Raw genomic sequence first — 21,268 nt, 5'->3', positions numbered from 1 at the left:
CCGACGGCGTAGCACTAGTGCTTACTGGGCGCGCTGGCTGCGGTCGCTCCGCAGTCATTAGCGTCGTGTTCATGCCCCAAGTGCTGGGCCCCCTCGATCTGGATGGTGGTGTGTGAAATACCTAGTTCCCCTAGACGTCGCTCCGCTTCGTCAAGCACCGCGCACTGATTGACGTGATTTTTTAACACGCACTCTGGGCTGCCATCGGCATCCGCATTGACGACAAGGTGGCAACTAACCAACGCCTTTGCCCCGTCCAGGGACCATACATGGAGATCGTGCACGCTAATCACGCCGTCGATGGCGAGAACAGTGCACTGCACTTCATCCACGTCGATCCCCGCAGGCGCGTGTTCGAGAAGGACCCTCACGGCGTCATCAAGAAGCTTTTTGGTGCGCGGCAAAATAATGATCGCGATGATGATCGAGGCGATAGCGTCGGCGTAATGAAACCCGGTGTAGCGGATGATTAAGCCCGCGATGATCACCGCGACCGAGCCCGCCAAGTCCGACAAGACATGCAAGTAGGCTCCGCGCATATTAAGGCTGTCGTGCGAACCCCTGGCCAGGATCAATGCGGAGGCGCCATTGGCGACCAGGCCGATCAAGGCGACGATGAGCATCAAACCGGTATCGATGGGTTGGCCCTCGACCCGCCGGAAGAGCTTCATTACCGCTTCCACGATGATCCATAGGCCAATCGCGCCGACCGCTGCAGCATTAATGGCTGCGGTCAACACCTCGACGCGCTTGTAACCGAAGGTGGCTTTGTTGTTGGCCTCCCGGCGGCCGATGATCGCGGCAACCAGGGCCATGATTAGCCCAGCAGAATCCGACAGCATGTGGGCGGCGTCTGCCAGCAGCGATAGTGAGCCCGACAGGAAACCGCCGATAACTTCGGCTGCGAAGATGGTGGTCGTCAGAATGATGACGCCGACGAGCGCCTTGACGCTATCCGGCGCATGCGTATGCCCATGAACGTGATCATGGCCGTGATCATGGTCGTGGACGTGGTGGTGCCCGTGGTGATGCTCGTGGGCGTGATCATGGCCGTGCGCATGCTCTCTGCGCTGGCTGTTGTCGCGATGCATGCAGCCACCTTACCACAGCCTTAATCCTTATTGACATCTTAATGAAAACCCACTATCTATACCCCCGGGGGTATAATCAAGCTCGTTGATGTTCACGCATCACGAAAATCCACAGCCCGGGCCACCACCGGCCCGGCACAACACGAAGGAGTTTCCCATGTGTCGTCCTATCCCCTGCTCCAAATGCGGAAAAACCACTTGGGCCGGCTGCGGCCAGCACATTGACCAGGTAAAGGCCCAAGTTCCCGCCGGCCAATGGTGCACCTGCCCGCGCGAAAACAACGCCGGTGGATTTTTGTCCAAGATCTTCGGCAAGAACTAGTCGCAAGATCCTTCGCCACATGCATGAGACAAGGTTGAGTACGCGATGAACACCCACACCCAAACAACAGCGCGAGAAACAACAACCCCCAAGGCAAACGCCACGACCATCATCGTGGGCAGCGTCGCCGGCGGCATGTCCACCGCAGCACGCCTACGCCGAAGTAACAGCCGTGGGCGACACTAGCGTCACCGCATCCAACCTAGCCGGCGGTTACCTGACCTACTCGCAGGCGAACTACGAGAGCAGCTAAAGGCGGACTATGCACTTACAACCCGATGAAGTAAAAAAGTCCGTGACCCGGCTGAAACGCGCTCACGGTCAGCTCGCGGGCGTTATCCGCATGCTGGAGGAAGGCAACGAATGCGACCAGGCAATCATGCAGCTCGCAGCCGTATCAAAAGCGCTCGACAAAGCCGGGTATTCCATCATCGTCACTGGCATGAAGAAGTGTTTCGCGGAAGGCGAGGGAGCCAGCTCCATCGATGAAGAAAAGCTAGAAAAACTCTTCTTGTCCTTGAGCTAACACGAAAGAAGGCGGGTGCCGTAGAAAAGGTTCTACGGCACCCGCCTTCTTGTAACTATGCGCTAGGGCTACCCCCCGGTTACGCCACCATTAGGCGGTAGCGTCGAGGGGGTTCTTCACCCAGCTCATCAAATCGCGGAGCTTCTTGCCGGTCTCCTCGATCGGGTGAGCGTTAACAGCTGCACGCTTAGCCTCGAGGTCCTTGTTGCCGCCCTCAACGTTAGCGATCAGCTGCTTGACGAAAGTGCCGTCCTGAATATCCGCCAGAACATCCTTCATGCGCTGCTTGGTGTCTGCATCAATGATGCGGGGGCCAGCAACATAGCCGCCGAACTCTGCGGTGTCAGAGATGGAGTAGTTCATGTTCGCCAGGCCGCCCTCCCAGATGAGGTCGACGATGAGTTTCATCTCGTGAAGAACCTCGAAGTAGGCCATCTCCGGTGCGTAACCAGCTTCGGTGAGTACCTCGAAGCCAGCCATCATCAGGTACTCAAGGCCGCCACACAGCACGACCTGCTCGCCGAAGAGGTCAGTTTCGACCTCTTCCTTGAAGGTGGTGGGAATGACGCCCGCACGAGCACCGCCGATAGCCGCCGCGTAGGACAGAGCCAGAGCCTTGCCCTCACCCTTAGGATCCTGGTCAACTGCGATCAAGCAGGGAACGCCCTTGCCGTCGACGAACTGGCGGCGCACCAGGTGGCCGGGGCCCTTGGGGGCAACCATGCCGACGGTGATGTTATCGGCGGGCTTGATCAGATCAAAGTGCACATTCAATCCGTGGCCGAAGAAGATGGCGTCGCCATCCTTGAGGTTTGGGGCGATGTCGTCCGAGTAGATCTTTGCCTGAGAGGTGTCGGGAGCGAGGAGCATAACCACGTCGGCCCATGCTGCTGCGTCGGCGTTGCTCTTGACGGTGAAACCTGCCTCTTCTGCCTTCGCAGCGGACTTGGAGCCCTCACGAAGACCGACGACAACCTCAACACCAGAATCACGCAGGCACTGCGCGTGTGCGTGGCCCTGGGAGCCGTAGCCAATGATGGCGACCTTGCGGCCCTGGATCAGCGACAGGTCAGCGTCAGCGTCGTACAAGAGTTCAATAGCCATGGATAAACCTTTCACATTGTGCCGGAGACACTCCCCGACGTCAGAAAAAAACTATAGCAAAACAGCACCCGACATGTCCACATTGTAGAATGCACTTCCCACAATGTGGAACATCGGTTGCTTTAGGGCCTAACGGCGCATCGACAACGGCTTCGGCCCACGGTTCAAAGCAATCTCACCAGAACGAATCATCTCGATGATCCCGAAAGGCTGCAGAACCTCCAGCAATGCCTCAAGCTTGCCCGGGTTACCCGTGGTCTCCAAAACAACCGAATCCGGAGCCACATCCACAACGCGAGCGCGGAAAATATTCGCGGCGTCGACAACCTGAGGACGGTTCGCGTTGTTAGCAGCAACCTTGACCAGCATCAAAGCGCGAGCAACAGAGGAATCACCATCCAAGCGCACCACCTTAAGCACCGGGATCAACTTGTTGAGCTGCTTAGTGATCTGCTCGATAACAACCTCATCCGCATCAACAACCACCGTAATACGACTGATGCCCTCGGTTTCGGTAGCCGCCGACACAATCGAATACATGTTGAAACCACGGCGGGTAAACATACCGGCCACGCGGGAGGTAATACCGTCAACGTCCTGAACCAACACCGACAAGGTGTAGCGGTTAGTCGCCTCGCTATTGTTGGAAGCGTATGCACCCATGATTATTTTCCCTTCTCAGCGTGAGCCGCATTGTAGGCAGCAGTATGATGGCCTGCCGCCCGAGAGTCCGCAGGGCCAGGAGCTGCGCCACCCGGATCGGACCTATGACCGAAACCATGACCACCACGCTTGGCAGCATCAAAAGCGTTGTCGTCCACCACGCGATCAATAACCGCCGGCGGCTCCCCAGCAGAATCCTCATCAAACAGCGGGCGCAACCCCAGCGCATATTCAATATCCGAGTTGGATTTACCCTGGGCAACCATCGGCCAAACCTGCGCGTCCTCCCCCACGATGAAATCAATCACCACCGGACGATCATTGATAGACCGAGCCTTCTCAATAGCAGGAATGACATCTTCCGTCTTGGTCACACGAATAGCCTCACATCCCATGGCCTCCGACAACCCAACAAAGTCCGGAATGTACTCGTCCTGCGGGCGTAGCTTCGTGTTCGAATAACGACCCTCATAGAACAAGGTCTGCCACTGGCGCACCATGCCCAAGTTACCGTTGTTGATCAAAGCAACCTTGATCGGGAAACCCTCCACAGCACAGGTGGTGAGCTCCTGGTTGGTCATCTGGAAGCAACCGTCACCATCGATCGCCCACACTTCCTTATCCGGGCAACCAGCCTTAGCCCCCATCGCTGCAGGAATCGAGTATCCCATGGTGCCTGCGCCACCAGAATTCAACCACGTGCGAGGGTTTTCAAAGTCAACGAACTGCGCAGACCACATCTGGTGCTGGCCGACGCCAGCTGCATACACCGCGTCGGGCCCAGCAATCTTCGACAGGGTGTTGATGACATACTGCGGGCTGATCTTGCCATCGGAAGGCTCATCCCAGCCGCGTGGGAAATTGCTCTTCAGACCAGCGGTGTAGGCAGTCCACTCCGTAATCTGCGGGCGAGGCACATCCAGACGCTTATAAGCGTCGAGCAACGCTGCCAATACTTCACGAGCATCACCGACGATCGGAACCTGGGCTTCACGGATCTTAGAAATCTCAGCCGGATCAATATCGGCATGAATGACCTGAGCATCCGGAGCGAAAGAATCAACGTCGCCGGTCACGCGGTCGTCAAAACGTGCACCAATGGTGATCAAAAGGTCGGAACGCTGCATGGCACCCACAGCCGACACGGAGCCGTGCATGCCGGGCATACCGAGGTGCAGCGGATGGCTGTCGGGGAAGGAACCCAAGCCCATCAAAGTAGTCACAACGGGAATGCCGGTGTATTCGACAAACTCCAGGAGCTCCTTGTGAGCATCTGCCTTGATAACACCGCCACCGATATAAAACACCGGCTGCTTAGCCTCGGAGATCATCCGGACCGCTTCTTCAATCTGGCGCGGATGCGGTGTAGTTGTCGGCTTGTAACCGGGAAGGTTTAACTCAGGCGGCCACACGAACTCCATCTCAGAGTTCTGAATATCTTTCGGGATATCCACCAACACCGGGCCAGGGCGGCCAGTCGATGCCAAGTGGAACGCTTCAGCAATCGCCGCAGGTATCTGATTGGCGTCAGTAATCATGAAGTTGTGCTTGGTGACAGGCATCGTGATGCCGCGAATGTCTGCCTCCTGGAAGGCGTCAGTACCCAGCAGGGTGTGCCCGACCTGGCCTGTGATGGCAACAATCGGAACTGAATCCAGATTGGCATCAGCCAGGGGTGTCACCAAGTTCGTGGCGCCGGGCCCCGACGTTGCGATGCACACACCCACCTTGCCGGTCGCTTGAGCGTAGCCGGTCGCAGCGTGCCCTGCGCCCTGCTCATGCCTCACAAGCACGTGGCGCAGCTTCTCCGAAGAGTAAATCGGGTCGTACAGGGGAAGGACTGCGCCTCCGGGCAAGCCGAACACAACGTCGGCACCGAGCTCTTCCAACGAGCGCACAATGGCCTGCGCGCCCGTCATCTTCTGCGGCGTAGATTCAGGCATCTTTTGGCTCCTTCATTTCTTCCATTTCTTCGAGGGGATATGCGGCGTCCCTATGAAAACGAAAACCCTCGCGTGGCACCTCCACTGGGCACCTAACGAGGGTGTTTGACTTGAACGAACGAATATAACGTTGCAGCCTAAGCCAAACACCGAGGCTTTACTACGTTAATAATTCGTACGATCGTCATGGCTTAGAACTATAGCGCTATCGGACGGTCTAGATCACATGCACCCCGGCATAGGGGTAGACAAGCGGGGGTAGTATGGCGGCCATGCCCGTCAACTACATCCTGTACTCGATCTGGACATGGTTCCTCACGACAGCGCTCATTCCGCTGATATTCATCATCGTGGTGATGTTGATCCCCCGGATCGGTCGCATGGTTGTGCGGGGGTTGTCCAGCCGCATGGATCAGCAGGAAGAGGAATTCAAGACCCGCCGCGCACTGCTCGAGACCTTCGTCTACATCGGCGAAATCATCCTATATTTCCTGGCGGCAGTGCTGTTACTGAAATATCTCGGGGTGTCGTTGGCCGGCGTCGCTATACCAGCCACCGTCATTTCAGCGGCTGTTGGTTTGGGTGCCCAATCGATCATCGCGGACTTCCTCGCCGGGTTTTTTATTCTTCAGGAAAAACAGTTTGGTGTGGGCGACTGGGTGTTGTTTAAGGGCTCCGGTGTGGACGTCGAAGGTGATGTCATTGGCATCACAATGCGCGCAACTACGGTGCGAACCCTTAACGGCGAAACCGTGATCGTGCCCAACTCCGCCGCCAGAATCTGCATCAATCAATCCAATTACTGGGCTAGGGCTGTTGCCGTCGTTCCCGTTCCTTTGTTGGGTTCAGCCACTATTCAGGATGCGATTGACCGCTCAACTGCTGCCACACTCCGGGCCCTCAACGATCCCGAAATTCGGCGGGATATCCGCGGCGAACTCGACGTTCACCCGGCTGTGGGTATCGAAAAACCAACGGTCGTGGGCATGCCCTGGATGGTCAACATGCGCTTCGTCGTCCAAGTTAATCCCGCAAAGCAATGGATTGTTGAACGCACTATCCGCACCTACATCCTGGAGGAATTCTGGGAAGAGTACGGGTCGGCAACCACAACCAGTGGCGTGGTCCTCGATCAACTCGCCACCATCACTCCCGCGTCGGAGCTATCGCCCGAGCAACTACCAGGTCTAAAAATTGATGATGACGTCGCATCCAACCCTGCGCTCAGCACACGACGCCTGGCGGATTACGTGTCCAAAGACCCCGCCCAGCGCGTCACGCGCACCACTAGCCACCACACCACCGCAGTCGAATCTGATGCGGCCTCACCGAAAGAACGCGGTCGAGCGGACCTCAGCGCCCCCACCAACGACTACGCTGCGGCCAAAAACATCCCAACCACTGCGGAAACCGATTCGACGCACTCTACCCCCCACACAAGCGGGCAACCACCATTCAAGAGCAACATCGCCCGCGTACTGTCGATCAATGGCCGCTGCCGCCCCTCCACCACGGTATTGCTCGTTCTACTGATCATCTTCCTCACTCTCAAGGGCTTATCCCTCGACGGATCCCAGCACGACGAACGCTTCCGCAGAGGCATCCTCGCCCCCTCCGTCAAAACCACCGCCCCAGCAGACCCCACCGACTCCCCTACCACCCCCACTGAGCCTACGCAAGAGACGTCCACAACGACCCCCGCGACGTCATCAACCGAAGAAAAAACAACAACCACCACGTCCACAACTAACACTGAAGACAAAGACAAAGAGGAGGCAAACGACAAAAACACCAACAGCACCGGCACCCCCACCGGTCCCGACAGCAACTCCGACGCAGATAGCCAGAATGACACCACCGGAGGCAATGAACCAGCCTCACCCGCGCAGCCCCCAGCAGACGGCGCTGAACAACCCCAAGCACCAGCGCCCACAGTCAACCCCGACCAACCCACCCCATCCAACCAGCAAAACTAAACGGACGGTAGAATCTTTAGCTCATGAGCACCAGCGACCAGCCCACCGTGACCACCCAGGTCTCCGCACACAGCGACCAGAACCTGTTCCGCGTTGATCGGATGAACCTGATCAGCGCAATCGTCATGGCCATGATGCTCACCTTGACAGTCGGCCACAAGCCGCTCCTCCTTGGCTGGTTTTACATCATCCCCATTGGCCTGATCGTGTGGGTACTGCGCTCGTCCACCCGAGTCGACGAAGAAGGCATCCACGCCCGCTACGTGTTCAAAAAACCAGTGGATCTAACTTGGGAGAACATTGACGGCATCGGATTCGGGCGAAGCTTTGCGAAAGTGACCACCACTGACGGCTCACAGCACTCTCTGCCCGGCGTCAGCTTCAACGACGTGTCCAAGCTGGCGGAGGCATCCCGAGGACGCATCCCCGACGTCATTGCGCAAGCCGAACAAGCTTCCCACGACAAAGTCACCATCATCCACCGCGACGGCCGCCAAGTTCTAGTGGATGCGGACAAAGCAGCCACCGAACAGTCCGAGAACTAACACACGACACAACATCACGCGCAGCCCCTGCGTGGTGCACCACCCCAAAGCCTTGTTGAGGAAAACACCTGATGAATAGCCCTCGAAATTCCAACGCCATCCCTCTGCGTTCAAAGGTCACAACTGTAGGCCGCAACGCAGCTGGTGCCCGATCCCTCTGGCGCGCAACCGGAATGACCGACAGCGACTTCGGCAAACCGATCATCGCCATCGCTAACTCCTTCACCGAATTCGTACCCGGCCACGTTCACCTTCGCGACATGGGGCGCATCGTCGCCGAAGCCGTGCATGCTGCCGGTGGTGTGGCAAAAGAATTCAACACTATTGCGGTCGATGATGGCATCGCCATGGGCCACGGTGGCATGTTGTACTCCCTACCATCCCGCGAAATCATCGCGGATTCTGTGGAATACATGGTTAATGCCCACACAGCCGACGCGCTGGTGTGCATCTCCAACTGCGACAAAATCACCCCCGGGATGCTGAACGCTGCACTACGCCTGAACATCCCGGTAGTGTTCGTCTCCGGTGGCCCCATGGAAGCCGGAAAGGCTGTCGTGGTTGATGGTGTGGCCCACGCCCCCACCGACCTTGTCACCGCTATTTCTGCATCGGCGAATAATGAGGTCGGTGAGGAAGGATTAGACGCAGTCGAACGCTCTGCATGCCCAACCTGTGGGTCGTGCTCGGGCATGTTCACCGCCAACTCGATGAACTGCCTTACCGAAGCACTCGGTTTGTCCTTGCCTGGCAATGGCTCCACCCTAGCCACACACGCCGCCCGCAAGGCATTGTTTCAGCGCGCAGGTTCACTCATTGTGGAATTGGCCCAACGCTACTATGCGCAAGGCGACGAATCTGTGCTCCCCCGCAGCATCGCCAACGCGCACGCTTTTGATAACGCTATGGCGCTAGACATGGCTATGGGCGGATCGACCAACACCGTGTTGCACATCCTTGCCGCCGCCCAGGAAGCAGAGCTGGACTTCACCCTCGACGATATCGACGCGTTGTCTCGGCGGGTTGGGTGCTTGTCCAAGGTCGCACCAAACTCCGACTACCACATGGAGGACGTCCACCGTGCAGGGGGCATTCCCGCTATTTTGGGTGAACTCCATCGGGGCGGCCTTCTACATGACGATGTTCGTGCAGTACATGCCGATTCTTTGCAGCAGTGGCTGGACGACTGGGATATCCGCGGCGGCAAGGCGACCGATGAGGCTATCAAGCTGTTCCACGCCGCTCCCGGTGGTGTACGCACCACGGAGCCTTTCTCGACCAACAACCGTTGGGATTCGTTGGATGTGGACGCCGCGAGCGGATGCATCCGCGATGTCGAGCATGCTTACACCAAAGATGGTGGGCTCGCTGTCCTTCGAGGTAACTTGGCAGTCGACGGCGCTATCATCAAGGCCGCAGGCGTTGACGAGTCCCTATGGCATTTCAGCGGGCCGGCGCGCGTTGTTGAATCGCAGGAAGAGGCCGTATCTGTCATTTTGAATGGCACGATCCAGGCCCGCGAAGTTCTGGTAGTGCGCTACGAAGGCCCCTCTGGTGGCCCCGGTATGCAGGAAATGCTGCACCCCACAGCCTTCCTTAAGGGTGCTGGCTTGGGCAAGAAGTGCGCGTTGGTCACCGACGGCCGTTTCTCCGGTGGCTCTTCTGGACTGTCTGTTGGGCACGTCTCCCCCGAGGCCGCGCACGGTGGGTTGATTGGTTTGGTTCGCGACGGCGACCAGATCACCATTGATGTGCACACTCGTGAATTGTCCGTAGATCTCGACGAAGCCGAGATCGAACGCAGGCGCGAACAGGAATTGCAAAGGGATGTTCCCTTCAGCCCGACGTCGCGTCAGCGGACGGTGACCAAGGCGCTGCGTGCGTACGCAAAGCTCGCGACGTCAGCAGATAAGGGCGCGGTCCGCCAGGTCGATTAGCAGGCAGATACGCCAGTGGGGCTGCTTCCAAAACGTTAAGGAAGCAGCCCCACTTTGTGTCCGCAATGTTAACTTCTGCGCCCCGTGGCGAGCTTTTTACCCAAGGGTGATCGCCGAGACGGCGGTCAACCCTTGCAGAGGGGCTAGAAGGTGCCAGCCAGGAACCACCAGATGGCCACGAGACCGCCGATACCGACGAGTGCGAAGATCCACGAGGATGCCAACGGGCGACGCACCCAGCTGCGGGAGAAGTCCAGAGACCAACGGCCGGGGCCGGTAAACAGAAGGCCGAGGACCAAGAGGAAGAGCATGATGGCGGTGTAGCTGTCGTGTCCTGCTGCGGTGTCGCGTAGACCGTTGGTGCTCAGATCGTGCAGCATGGCGAAACCTGTTGCTACGAGGCCCAGGCTGGCAGCAACTGGTGTGATCAGGCCAAGCAGTAGGAAGGCGCCTGCGGTCAGCTCGAGGGACGGGATGAGGACCGACAGGATAGAAGGCTGGTTGTATGCTGCATAGTCTGCTTGGAGTCCACTGAGTCCTGCAGAGCTTCCGAGCCCGAAAAATACGACCACGGAATGCGCGATGAGCACGGCGGCAACAGTTGCGCGAATGAGGAACAGACCGAAGTTGAGGGTGCCGCGGCGGTCAGAGACGACGGTGACGTTCTTCTCGTCCAGAACCATGGGTTCTTCGGGCTCCGCGACGGGGGTTGCTGCAGGAACGACAGCCGGGGCGACCGTGGTGGGGGCGGGGTCTACTGCCGGCTCAGCGACAGCTGCAGGGGTGGTGGCGGGTTCCGCCACGGTGGTGTCCTGCGCGGGTGCTGCAGCCGGTTGGTCGACGGAGACTTCGTCGAACGCCGTGGTTGGCGCGTCAGAGGCTAAGGGTGCGGAATGCTCGTCTTTCGGCTGGGCTTCAGCCTCAGATTCAGCCGGAGCGGCCCCCTGCGCAGGGATCTGCTGGGGTGCTGCGCGTCCCACACGCTCGTGGATGTTGGGTTGCTGGTAGGTGGGGACGTCCAGAGAGTCCGCTGGGTTTGCGCGATCGGGGGTATTTTCAGACATGCATCTAAGGTTAGGTGACAATCACCCTTATGTGGTGGATGCGGGGCGCGGCGCTGCGCTAATCACTGCATCCCTGAGTCGGCTGAGCATGTCGGATTCGAGACGCCATTGTTGCCAAAACATTGGGATGATGACGTCGCGGGGGTCGACGCGCACCAGTTTGCCTTCTTCAAGCAGGGATGCGCATTGGGCTTCCGGCAGCAGGCCCCATCCAAGGCCCGCGGTGACGGCATGCAGGTAGGCTTCAGAGCTCGGAATTTCGCTGACGTGATGGAGTTCATTGAAGCTGATCAAACGATCAGACATGCGGTCGTTGGGGCCATAGCGCAGGGAGGGCATGGACTGGAGATCGTAGAGCTCCCCGTTGGTGGGCTCTGTTGCCGCGTGTGCTGCTGTTAGTGAGGGGGTGGCGCAGGCGTAGTAGCGGACTTCCCCGATGGGTACTACATCGCATCCTGCGACCGAGGTGGGTTCGCTGGTGATTGCACCGACTACTTCGCCCAGTCGTAGCAGGTTGAGAGTTGCTGCTTCGTCTTCCACCCGGAGGTTGAGTGTGGCGTTGTCCCAATGTGCTACTTCACTGATGACGTCGCGGAACCATGTTGCTAGCGAGTCGGCGTTAACGGCCACGGTGAGCGGAACGCGGGATAGTAGGCTGCCGATTTCTGCTTCTGCTTCGGCTTGGAGCAGTTGCATGCGCCGTGCAAGTTGTGCGAATACCTCGCCCGCTGGGGTTGTGGTGGGTGGGGTGGACCTACGCACAAGCACTCGGCCCGCTTGGGACTCGAGTGCTTTAATGCGCTGGCTGACGGCACTGGGGGTGATCCCCAGTGAGTGAGCCGCGGCTTCGAACGTGCCTTCGTCTAGTACGGCGAGGAGGGTCGCGAGGTGAGCCGGATTCATAAAGAATCAGTCTAGCTACTTATCGCCCTTCGCGCCTTTAACTTCAGCGACGGTGCCTTCCTCGGAGGTCGACAATTCTTCCATGACGACGGCGGCGTCTTCTTCGGTGAATTCGATGTCATCATCTGCGACGAGCTCTTCGGTGACCTTCTCGTGAACGGTTTCGATTAGGTCGGCGTCTGCAATGTTGGACTTGGACACGCGCTTGGCCAATTCTTTTTCGTCCTTGGCTGTGAAGTGCTGCGCGGGGTCCAGCTTGAGGCGAACGAGGTCACGGATGCGGGCGCGTCGACGGGATTCTGCACTGATGGTCGCGTGGTCGCGGATCCAGTTGATGCACAGCAAAGCCATCAGCAGAACGCCAACGTAACCCAGTGCCGGGTAAACGTAGCTCACCAGGGTCTTGAAGCCCATGAAGCTGGCCGCAAAGCCAATGAGCACGGTGATAACGAATACCTTGTTGAAGCGCTCAGGGTGCCCAGTGGTCAGGCGAGAGGTCAGGGCGAAGAACATGCCCAGTGCGGAGTTGAAGATCATGCCGTAGATAGCGATCGACATGAGCAGACCCAGTGTGGGGTGAATGTTGGACACCAGCGTCAGCATCGGCAGATCGGCATCACCAAGGTCGCCAACCTGGAGGAAGAGGATCAGCGCACTGAGGAAGAGTAGAGCACCAAACACGGCGCCACCGACCAGGCCACCGATGCCCGCAATACGGGGGTTGAGGTAGTAGCCGCCGATAACGATCGACATGGACACGACCACCATGAGGGAGAGGCCGATGTAGTTCAGGGACGAAATCCAGTAGTTGGGCAGCGTGCTCTGGATTTCTGCGGCCATAGGCTCAAGCGCAGACAGGTCGCTCGGAGCATGCATGATGGAGTACACAGCGGCAACCAAGACCAGGATGATGATGCCAGGGGTGATCGCACCAATAATCTGCGAGACCTTATCGACGTCAAAGCGACCAAGAACAAGGGTAAGAACTAGGAGAAGAACTGACCCTGTCCATGATGGCCAGCCAAACTGCTGGTCAAAGTTGGCTCCGGCGCCGGCAAACATAACCATGCCGATGGAGAAGATGGTGAGCATCACGCAGAAATCGAGGAATTTCGCAGTGATGGGGTGCGCCATCTCATCGAGCACCACATTGTGGCCGTCCGCTTGGTAGTAGCTACCGAGCTGGAGGATGATCATGCCGATGAAGGCCATTGCGACGCCGACAGCGAGGGCGCCCAAGACACCCTTCATGCCGAACTTGACGAAGAATTGCAAAACCTCCTGACCGGAGGCGAAGCCTGCGCCGACGCTGAGGCCGACGAAAGCCATAGAGATACTCAACACGCGTTTAACCACGGTGTTCACGAGAAAACCTTTCAGGTGAGAGGCGACCTGCCGATCATGCGTTCACATCCCCCGATGCGTGTGTCGCTGGCTGGCCACTCCGGCGCACTGGGCACCGAACGTTTTAACAGTGTACATAACCACTAAGTCAGTTTCGAACTGCGCAGCCGGCTCTCAGTGCGATCACTAACGATCAGTGGGCACGTGCACGAGTAGCTGAGCTACATGTTGTACCTACTTGCCGGCCCCTTGCGTCGTGAAATTCTTAACTACCGCATGCATGCCGATGAAGGAAAAATCCCGGAAATCGACGAGCACACTCAACCCATACACCCGACCGAAGCACCAAACGCCGTTGCCACGGACAAAGTGCACGACTAGGGCCCCTCACCCCACAACCAAACAGGTCATAGCAGTGATCTGGCATTGCGCAAAACGGCCGGCGGAAGTAATCTTCCGCCGGCCGTTTTTGATTCATTCAAGCACTGGGGTCATAGCACATGGCCACGAGCTTTTAGCGGGTCTTCTCTGCAATCAGCTTGTTGACCAGCGCGGGATCCGCCTTGCCACGAGTGGCCTTCATGACGGCTCCGACGATTGCGCCGCCGGCCTTGGCGTTACCCCCGCGAATCTTTTCGACAATATCCGGGTTGGCGGCCAGGGCCTCATCGACTGCCTTCTCGATAGCGCCGTCATCGCGGACGACCTCGAGACCACGGGCGGCCACAACCTCAGAGACCGTGCCTTCGCCTTCGAGCACGCCGTCAACCGCTTGGCGGGCGAGCTTGTTGGTCAGCTTGCCCTCGTTAATTAGCGACACAACCTCAGCCACCTGAGCGGGCGTAATAGCCAGGTCAAAGAGCTCAATGTCCGCAGCATTAGCCTTTTGGGTCAGGTAAGACACCCACCACGAACGGGCTTCACCGGGGGTAGTACCGGCGTCCACGGTTTCAATAATGAGTTCCAGAGCGCCGGCGTTAACGAGGTCGCGCATTTCTGCGTCGGACAGTCCCCATTCCTTCTGGATGCGAGCTTTACGCACCCAGGGCAACTCCGGCAATGTGGCGCGAATTTCTTCAACCCATTCGCGCGGTGCAATTACCGGAGGTAGGTCGGGATCGTTGAAGTAGCGGTAATCTTCCGCTGTTTCCTTCAGACGACCCGCTGTGGTTGATCCGTCAGTTTCCTGGTAGTGGCGAGTCTCTTGGATGATGGTGCCGCCATCGACGATGACCTGGGCCTGGCGCATCATTTCGTAGCGCACTGCCTGCTCAACGGACTTAAGAGAGTTGATGTTTTTGGTTTCGGTGCGGGTGCCGAACTCCTGCTGCCCCTTGGGCTTGAGGGAGAGGTTGGAGTCCACGCGCATGGAACCTTGATCCATGCGAGCGTCGGACACGCCCAGAGCCTTGACCAGTTCACGAAGTGCCGAAACGTAGGCGCGGGCGACCTCCGGTGCACGCTCCCCTGCCCCTTCGATGGGTTTGGTGACGATTTCAATGAGGGGGATGCCTGCGCGGTTGCAGTCTACGAGCGAGCTGGTAGCACCGTGGATGCGGCCGTCTGCACCGCCGAGGTGGGTGAGCTTGCCAGTGTCTTCTTCCATGTGTGCGCGCTCAATTTCTACGCGCCATTCGGTGCCGTCGTCAAGGACGACATCGAGGTAGCCGTCGTAGGCAATGGGCTCGTCGTATTGCGAGATCTGGTAGTTCTTCGGCTGATCCGGGTAGAAGTAATTCTTACGAGCAAAGCGGGAGGATTCTGCGATGGAGCAGTTGAGTGCCAAGCCAATCTTGATCGCCCATTCCACACCTTTGGCGTTGACTACGGGCAGTGCGCCCGGCAAGCCCAATGACACGGGGTCTACGTTGGAGTTGGGGGCGGAACCAAAGTGGGCGGAGCTAGCAGAAAACATCTTGGTTTCTGTTGCGAGCTCTACGTGCACTTCCAGGCCCATCACCGGGTCGAACTGCTCGACGACGTCGTCGTAATCCATCAGCAAAGACATGGCTAAGGATTTTACCTGAGTGCCCACCGATCTGGGCACTCAGGTGGGCACTCATTAGTGCCAGGGGCCAGTTTTTAGCCGAAGAGCTGCTGCGCGGTGCGGATACGCCCGATCGGAACACGCTTGAGGGTGCCGACAGCCTCTTCGAGAGGAATGAGATCGATGTGCTCGCCGTGAAGGGCGACGCAGATTCCGAACTTGCCTTCGTGGCAAGCACGGGCAGCGTGGACTCCGTAGCGGGTTGCTAACACGCGATCGTAGGCGGTTGGGGTTCCGCCGCGCTGAATGTGGCCGAGCACGGTGGTGCGCACGTCGTGGCCAGTGCGGCGCTTAATTTCATCGCCGATAACCTGCCCGATACCGTTGAAAGTTTGGTGGCCGAACTGGTCGACCCCGCCTTCATTGAAGTCCATGGTGCCGGGTTTCGGCAGTGCGCCTTCAGCGACGACAACGATGCCGTATTTTTCGCCCATCTGGAAGCGACGTTCCATCGCCTTGCAGATCTCTGCGATGTCGAAGGGTTCTTCGGGAACAACGATGTAGTGCGCGCCGCCGGCCATGCCGGAGTGCAGGGCGATCCATCCGACGTGTCGTCCCATGACTTCGACGATCATCACGCGGTTGTGGGATTCAGCGGTGGTGTGTAGGCGGTCGATCGCGTCGGTCGCTACGCACACTGCTGTGTCGAAGCCGAAGGTGTAGTCGGTGCCGTTGACGTCATTGTCGATGGTCTTGGGCACGCCTACGACGGGTATATCGTTGTCGGCCAACCACTTGGCACCCTTGAGGGTTCCTTCGCCGCCGATGGGAATGAGCGCATCAATTCCGGCGTCTTCCAAGTTGGCCTTGATGCGGTCGATACCAGATTTGAACTCGTCGGGGTGAAGTCGACCGGTGCCGAGGATTGTGCCGCCGCGCAGCAGAATGCGGTCGATGTTTTCGTCGTCGTAAAGCTGGATGCGTCGGTCTTCCATGAGGCCGACCCAGCCGTCTTCGTAGCCTACTACGGTAGACCCGAAGTCGGCAGCAGTGCGGACTATGCCTCGGATGACAGCGTTGAGTCCTGGGCAGTCGCCACCGGAGGTGAGAGTTGCAATTCGCATAACGTCAAGCTTAGTCGTGTGTGTGCTCTGGTACCCAAGCGCTAGGTGGGGTGCGGTTTTAGTTGGCGTGGCTGCGGAACTGTGTAACGGCGATCAGGCCGAGCAGCATTGCGATAGCAGGCAGCCACATGACGTGTCCCATCGCGTTGGCCACGGATGTGTGGGTCACACCGACTTGCATGGCTGCTCCGATGGCTGCGGAACCGATGACGGATCCTACTTGTCGGCTGGTGTTGTACACACCGGAGGCGGCTCCGACTTTGGTGACGTCGATGTCGCGCATGGAGGTTGCGGAGTTGGGTGACCATACGAAGCCGTTGCCTACGCCGAGAGCCGCGATGGGTACGAGTACCCACCAGTAGGAGAGGTGGTCGTTCATCGTGATGGCCATGAGAATCATGGCGATGAGCATCATCGAAAACCCAACTGTGGACAGGATGCGGGGGTGCACGCGGTCGGATAGCCTGCCGACGAATGGTGCGAGCATGCCGGAGATGAGCGCCATGGGGGTGAGCATTAGCCCTGCTGCTTGCGCGCTAAGCCCTGCCCCGTCTTGGAGGTAGATCATGATGGGCAGCATGGTGCCTGCGACGGTGAATCCCATCATGGCGATGGAAAAGGTACCGAGTGCGAAGTTGATGTTACGGAACAACCCCAGCGGGACCAGTGCGTCGCGCCCCTGCGTGGTGGCTTGGCGTTGCAGGTAGACAAAGCCTGCCATTGTTGCGATTCCCAGTGCGAGCACGCCCCAAATCCACGCGGGCCACCCGAGTTCGGGACCTTGCTGGACTGCGAACACCAAACAGAAAACACCGATTATTGACGCCGCGACGCTTGCTGCATCAACGCTGCGTGCGGTGCGTGGCATCTTGGGTACCCAGCGCAGGACGAGGATGATCGATACGACTCCGATGGGCACGTTGATGAGGAAGATGGATTCCCAGCCAACGGTTCCGACCAGAAGCCCGCCAAGCAGTGGTCCGGCAAGGGTTGCCAGTCCCGCGACTGCGCCCCAGACTCCCATGGCTGCGCCGCGTCGGTTTCTGGCGAATAGCCGATTGATGACGCTCATGGTTTGGGGCGAAAGGATGGAAGCGCCGAGGCCTTGGAATGCACGGGCGACAATGAGGAAATAAATGTTTGGGGCAAGCCCGCATGCTAGAGAGCTCAGTGTAAACAGGCTCATGCCGGCGATGTAGACGTTGCGCTGACCGTAGCGATCCCCTAGCCTTCCGGTGACAAGAAGAGGTACTGCGAAGGTCAGTAGGTAGATGGAGGTAACCCAGACGACGGCATTGAGGCTTGCGTCGAGTTCTGATTGGAAGTTCGGCGAGGCAACCGCCACGATGGTTTGATCCAGAAGGATCATGAAGAAGCCGATGCACAGGGCGGTCAGAGCCTTCCACGCTTGTTTTTCTGGAAGCTGCGACTGCTGCCCGTGTGCATCGGCGGGCGGTGTGTCCTGGGTGCGCGGGGTTGAATTCACTCACACAGGGTACACCTTGAGTTGTTTATTTGGAGTTCCAGTAGTTCTGTCCGGCGACACTGGCCGGCAGCTGGAACTGTGCCTGGATGTCACTTGCGGGCACCAGGTTGTAGCCTTCGAGTGCTTTGCGCACCAGTTCCGCGGCGTCAATATTTAAGGGGCCGGAGGTCCACATGACGTAGGGCAGGTTGACGAAGCGTTCTTCCTTCACCGCGGGCAGATCCTTGGTGACCGGGTTGGTCTTGAGCATCTCGATTTTCTCTTCGAGGTTCTGGCCGGGGTAGTCAACGAAGACGAATACGTCGGGGCTGGTGGATGCGAGCTTTTCCCAGGAGACGGTGGTCCAGGTGTCATCAACATCGCCCGCTGCGTTGGTGGCGCCGGCTGCGGTGATGATGGCCTCGGGACCGCCGAAGCGACCGGAGGTAAACACACCGTCGCGGCCCTGGTCGAAAACGAAGGCGACGGGCTTGGTGTCCGCCTGCGGCGCAGCCTTCAACTTATCAAGTCGAGAGTCTTGATCTTCAATGACTTTCTTGGCGGTTTCTTCGTCACCGAAGGCGGTGCCGAGGTTGTTAAGGTCTTCGCGCACGGCCTGCCACGGTTCGACGGTGCCGCGTTTTGTGCCGTCGGACTGGCGGCAGGATTCGGTGAGTACGTAGGCGCCAATGCCATGGCTGGCGAGGGATTCGGGGTTCACTCCGTTGGCATCATCCATACCGTAGTTCCAGCCAGCGACATAAACATCGGGGGCTTCGGCGATAATTTGTTCGAGTCCGGCGGCCTGGTCGCTTAGCTCGTCACGGTCGGCGATCTTGCCGTATTTTTCGACCAGCACGTCTTTGTCTTTGTTGACTGAGGTGACTGCTTTAACCTTGTCGCCTGCACCCGCTGCGTAGACGGCGGCCAAAATGTTGGAGTCGTTGACCATAAGGCTGCCGGCGTGGTCGTAGGTGACGTCTTCGCCACAGTTGACGATGGTTACCGGTGCGCCTTCACCCTGGGCTTGGGTGCTAGCCGAGCCGGATGCGTCTTGGGCGGTGTTACCAGAGCAGGCCGCAAGCAAGCCGCAGAGCGCCAGACCTGATGCGCTGACTGCAATCTTGCGGGAACGTTGGGTAGACGTGTTCATAAGTGTTCTCCTTGTGATCAACTAGCTTGAAAGGCAGCTAGTTTGGGGTTCGTTTTCTACAGGGAATCGATCAGCACATGGGGGCTGCATGCACCCCCAGGCTGCGCGACGAGCGCGCGGACATCGAATGTTTCCCGAATGGTTTCGGGGATGAGGACGTCGTGGGGGTGTCCGGTGGCAAGTACCCCCGCGACGTCATCATTCGGCTGCTTGTGCAGTACGACGACCTGATCGAAGTGAGCCATCGCCAAGTCGAGATCGTGAATAGTCGCGACGATGGTGCGGCCGGATTCGCGTAGCACTTTTAGCAGATGTAGCTGGTGGTGGACGTCCAAGTGGTTGGTGGGTTCGTCTAGCACGATGAGGTCCGTGCCCTGGGCAAAACCTCTGGCCAACATGACGCGCCTCCGCTGGCCACCGGATAGCTGGACAGTGGGCCGGTCGGCGACGTGCGACATTCCCACCAGCTCCAGCGCTTCCTCGACGATAGCGCGCTCGCGTTTGCCACCAATCTGCCAAGACTTCAGGTGCGGCAGACGGCCAAGTTGCACTGCTTCGGCCACGGTAAGATCCCCGGGTGGGGATTCCTCTTGGCCGACCAAAGTCATGAGTTTCGCGCGGGCCTTCGGTTTTAACCCATGCACATCAACCGGCGCGGAAGCACTATCGAGCTGAAGCTCCACGGTGCCACCCAAAGGCCGCGTGATCCCAGCAAGCGAACGCAACAAGGTGGATTTTCCAACGCCGTTGACGCCGACGATCGCGGTCATCGTATGGGGAGCAGCCGTGAAGCTGACGCCGCCGACAATAGGATGCTTGGCATCAATACCGGCGAGCACGCTGTGGCATTGAAGCTGTGTCATTAACGCGCCCCCTCGCTACTGAGTGTGCTTTTACGCCCCATCAGCAATAGGAAGAGCGGGGCGCCGATGACACCAGTAACCACACCCAGCGGGATCTCTTGTGGCGGGGCGGAAATGCGCGCAACCACATCAACCCACAGCAAGAAGATCGCACCGGACAGTGCCGCGATGGGCAGAAGCCTGCGGTGCAGCGATCCCACCAATAAACGACCAATGTGGGGAATAACCAACCCGACGAAGCCGATTCCACCGGCCACCGCGACCATGGTGCCCACCAACAGCGCCTGGAGGAAAAATAGAAACTTGCGCAACGCTCCAACATCGACGCCAAGGGCAGCAGCAGTATCGGGTCCCGCAGCAAGAGCATCAAGTTTTCCGGACAGCAGCACCAGAATCACCAACGACACAGCCACGATGATGGCGGGCAACAACAGAGTGTCCCAGTGTGCTGCGGCAACAGAGCCCAGCATCCAGAACATCACCGATTGTGCTGCCCGGGGGTCTGGCCCTTTAAAAACCAGAAAGCTTGACGCCGCGGAAAACGCGGAGCTCAGCACAACACCTGTGAGGATCAAACGCAGTGGTGTGATACCGCCTTGCGCGACGGTCACCAGATACACCGCTGCTGTTGCCGCGATGGCACCGAGCAAAGCACCACCGGACAAGGCGTACACACCTAGTCCGGAAAACAAGCCAAAGGTGATCACCGCGGTGGCGCCCACCGCTGAACCGCTGGAAATACCCAACAAGTATGGGTCTGCCAGTGGGTTTCTCACCAAGGTTTGAATAGCGACACCGGCTAGTGCAAGGCCGGCGCCAACCACGGCTGCAAGAAGTCCGCGCGGTGCACGTAACTCCCACACGATCGAATCAATGGCTTTGTCGGGGCCATGCATCCCCTGCAAACGAGCTGACACAACCTCCCATACTTGGGCGTGGGAATATTCCACCGATCCAAAGGTGAGGGATGCGATCAGGCTTAAAAGCAACAGGATACTGAGCAGTAGCGAGAGCAAAGACAGCCTCACGCTAGGCCTTTCGTTCGTGAGCAGCACCTGGACGCGAGGTACGCACTCGAGACATAGTGAACGGGCGAGTATCGGACTTGTGCCCTTAAGGGCAATACCGTTGCGCGCCAGTCCCGGATTCCCACCGGGTTCCTCGCATCCGCTCCATGGTCGTATATCAGTCTAAAGTCCCAGTTTTCGGCCACCTAAACCCCCTACCGAACGGGTGTGACTCTGGCGCATTCCGATAA

The 21,268-nt window shown here is 58.5% G+C and carries 20 protein-coding genes and 1 riboswitch; of the genes, 7 read left to right on the top strand and 13 right to left on the bottom strand.

Translation table 11 applies throughout. From position 1 onward, the window contains the following. Positions 1-14: 14 nt before the first annotated feature. Positions 15-1,091, bottom strand: a complete 1,077-nt coding sequence (locus CARG_RS03940; protein WP_020976111.1) for a cation diffusion facilitator family transporter — start codon at positions 1,089-1,091, stop codon at positions 15-17. Between the two features lie 157 nt (positions 1,092-1,248). Here CARG_RS03940 and CARG_RS10225 point away from each other — a divergent pair, with 157 nt between their 5' ends. From CARG_RS10225 to CARG_RS03935, 3 genes are all read left to right on the top strand, one after another. Continuing rightward, positions 1,249-1,413 (top strand): hypothetical protein, encoded by a 165-nt coding sequence (locus tag CARG_RS10225; protein WP_020976110.1) that lies wholly within the window; start codon positions 1,249-1,251, stop codon positions 1,411-1,413. A gap of 45 nt (positions 1,414-1,458) precedes the next feature. Further along, positions 1,459-1,599, top strand: coding sequence for a hypothetical protein (locus CARG_RS10220; RefSeq protein ID WP_169733201.1), 141 nt, complete (start codon positions 1,459-1,461; stop codon positions 1,597-1,599). Positions 1,600-1,675: 76 nt separating this feature from the next. Then, positions 1,676-1,939 carry a metal-sensitive transcriptional regulator gene (locus tag CARG_RS03935; RefSeq protein ID WP_020976108.1) on the top strand — a complete coding sequence of 88 codons (264 nt, stop codon included), beginning with the start codon at positions 1,676-1,678 and terminating at the stop codon, positions 1,937-1,939. Between the two features lie 90 nt (positions 1,940-2,029). On the opposite strand, the gene ilvC is transcribed toward CARG_RS03935, so the two are convergent. From ilvC to CARG_RS03920, 3 genes are all read right to left on the bottom strand, one after another. After that, a complete protein-coding gene (gene ilvC / locus CARG_RS03930; RefSeq protein ID WP_020976107.1) occupies positions 2,030-3,043 on the bottom strand; it encodes a ketol-acid reductoisomerase in 1,014 nt (337 codons plus the stop codon). Between the two features lie 129 nt (positions 3,044-3,172). Next, the gene (gene ilvN, locus CARG_RS03925; protein ID WP_020976106.1) at positions 3,173-3,706 is read right to left on the bottom strand and encodes an acetolactate synthase small subunit; all 534 of its coding nucleotides are present in this window, start codon (positions 3,704-3,706) and stop codon (positions 3,173-3,175) included. A 2-nt stretch (positions 3,707-3,708) separates the two neighbouring features. Continuing rightward, entirely contained in the window at positions 3,709-5,649 is a 1,941-nt protein-coding gene (locus CARG_RS03920) for an acetolactate synthase large subunit (RefSeq protein WP_020976105.1), read from the bottom strand. A 272-nt stretch (positions 5,650-5,921) separates the two neighbouring features. On the opposite strand from CARG_RS03920, the gene CARG_RS03915 reads away from it, so the two are divergent. The 3 genes from CARG_RS03915 to ilvD all read left to right on the top strand — a co-directional run bounded on the left by CARG_RS03915 (position 5,922) and on the right by ilvD (position 10,107). Beyond that, positions 5,922-7,625: a mechanosensitive ion channel family protein gene (locus tag CARG_RS03915; protein ID WP_169733200.1), complete on the top strand. Its 1,704-nt coding sequence runs from the start codon at positions 5,922-5,924 to the stop codon at positions 7,623-7,625. Positions 7,626-7,648: 23 nt separating this feature from the next. Beyond that, on the top strand, positions 7,649-8,170 hold the full coding sequence (locus CARG_RS03910; RefSeq protein ID WP_020976102.1) for a PH domain-containing protein: 522 nt from the start codon (positions 7,649-7,651) through the stop codon (positions 8,168-8,170). Positions 8,171-8,241: 71 nt separating this feature from the next. Further along, a complete protein-coding gene (gene ilvD / locus CARG_RS03905) occupies positions 8,242-10,107 on the top strand; it encodes a dihydroxy-acid dehydratase (RefSeq protein WP_020976101.1) in 1,866 nt (621 codons plus the stop codon). A gap of 143 nt (positions 10,108-10,250) precedes the next feature. Here the strand turns inward: ilvD and CARG_RS03900 are convergent, their stop codons facing one another. Genes CARG_RS03900 through CARG_RS03890 form a run of 3 tightly spaced genes read right to left on the bottom strand, consistent with a single transcriptional unit; the run spans position 10,251 to position 13,439 of the window. Further along, positions 10,251-11,171 carry a DoxX family protein gene (locus CARG_RS03900; protein WP_020976100.1) on the bottom strand — a complete coding sequence of 307 codons (921 nt, stop codon included), beginning with the start codon at positions 11,169-11,171 and terminating at the stop codon, positions 10,251-10,253. A 27-nt stretch (positions 11,172-11,198) separates the two neighbouring features. Next, positions 11,199-12,074, bottom strand: a complete 876-nt coding sequence (locus CARG_RS03895) for a LysR family transcriptional regulator ArgP (protein ID WP_020976099.1) — start codon at positions 12,072-12,074, stop codon at positions 11,199-11,201. Between the two features lie 15 nt (positions 12,075-12,089). Continuing rightward, a complete protein-coding gene (locus tag CARG_RS03890; protein WP_020976098.1) occupies positions 12,090-13,439 on the bottom strand; it encodes a YkvI family membrane protein in 1,350 nt (449 codons plus the stop codon). A gap of 204 nt (positions 13,440-13,643) precedes the next feature. On the opposite strand from CARG_RS03890, the gene CARG_RS10215 reads away from it, so the two are divergent. Next, positions 13,644-13,799 carry a hypothetical protein gene (locus CARG_RS10215; RefSeq protein ID WP_020976097.1) on the top strand — a complete coding sequence of 52 codons (156 nt, stop codon included), beginning with the start codon at positions 13,644-13,646 and terminating at the stop codon, positions 13,797-13,799. Between the two features lie 133 nt (positions 13,800-13,932). Here CARG_RS10215 and gatB read toward each other — a convergent pair whose 3' ends face one another. The 6 genes from gatB to CARG_RS03860 form a co-directional block, all read right to left on the bottom strand. Then, positions 13,933-15,426 carry an Asp-tRNA(Asn)/Glu-tRNA(Gln) amidotransferase subunit GatB gene (gene gatB / locus CARG_RS03885; protein WP_020976096.1) on the bottom strand — a complete coding sequence of 498 codons (1,494 nt, stop codon included), beginning with the start codon at positions 15,424-15,426 and terminating at the stop codon, positions 13,933-13,935. A gap of 74 nt (positions 15,427-15,500) precedes the next feature. After that, positions 15,501-16,529, bottom strand: coding sequence for a 6-phosphofructokinase (locus tag CARG_RS03880; protein ID WP_020976095.1), 1,029 nt, complete (start codon positions 16,527-16,529; stop codon positions 15,501-15,503). Positions 16,530-16,587: 58 nt separating this feature from the next. Further along, the gene (locus CARG_RS03875) at positions 16,588-18,015 is read right to left on the bottom strand and encodes a DHA2 family efflux MFS transporter permease subunit (RefSeq protein WP_020976094.1); all 1,428 of its coding nucleotides are present in this window, start codon (positions 18,013-18,015) and stop codon (positions 16,588-16,590) included. Between the two features lie 25 nt (positions 18,016-18,040). Further along, positions 18,041-19,147 carry an ABC transporter substrate-binding protein gene (locus CARG_RS03870; protein WP_020976093.1) on the bottom strand — a complete coding sequence of 369 codons (1,107 nt, stop codon included), beginning with the start codon at positions 19,145-19,147 and terminating at the stop codon, positions 18,041-18,043. Between the two features lie 56 nt (positions 19,148-19,203). Further along, positions 19,204-20,010 carry an ABC transporter ATP-binding protein gene (locus tag CARG_RS03865; RefSeq protein ID WP_020976092.1) on the bottom strand — a complete coding sequence of 269 codons (807 nt, stop codon included), beginning with the start codon at positions 20,008-20,010 and terminating at the stop codon, positions 19,204-19,206. Then, on the bottom strand, positions 20,010-21,038 hold the full coding sequence (locus tag CARG_RS03860; protein ID WP_020976091.1) for a FecCD family ABC transporter permease: 1,029 nt from the start codon (positions 21,036-21,038) through the stop codon (positions 20,010-20,012). The genes CARG_RS03865 and CARG_RS03860 overlap by 1 nt, the downstream gene beginning before the upstream one ends. Positions 21,039-21,084: 46 nt before the next feature. Continuing rightward, positions 21,085-21,242, bottom strand: a riboswitch (cobalamin riboswitch). Positions 21,243-21,268 lie beyond the last annotated feature (26 nt).

It is taken from the genome of Corynebacterium argentoratense DSM 44202, from assembly GCF_000590555.1.
GTDB lineage: Bacteria > Actinomycetota > Actinomycetes > Mycobacteriales > Mycobacteriaceae > Corynebacterium > Corynebacterium argentoratense.
Note: the sequence above shows the minus strand (reverse complement) of the source record. Positions and strands in the feature narration are given on the sequence as shown.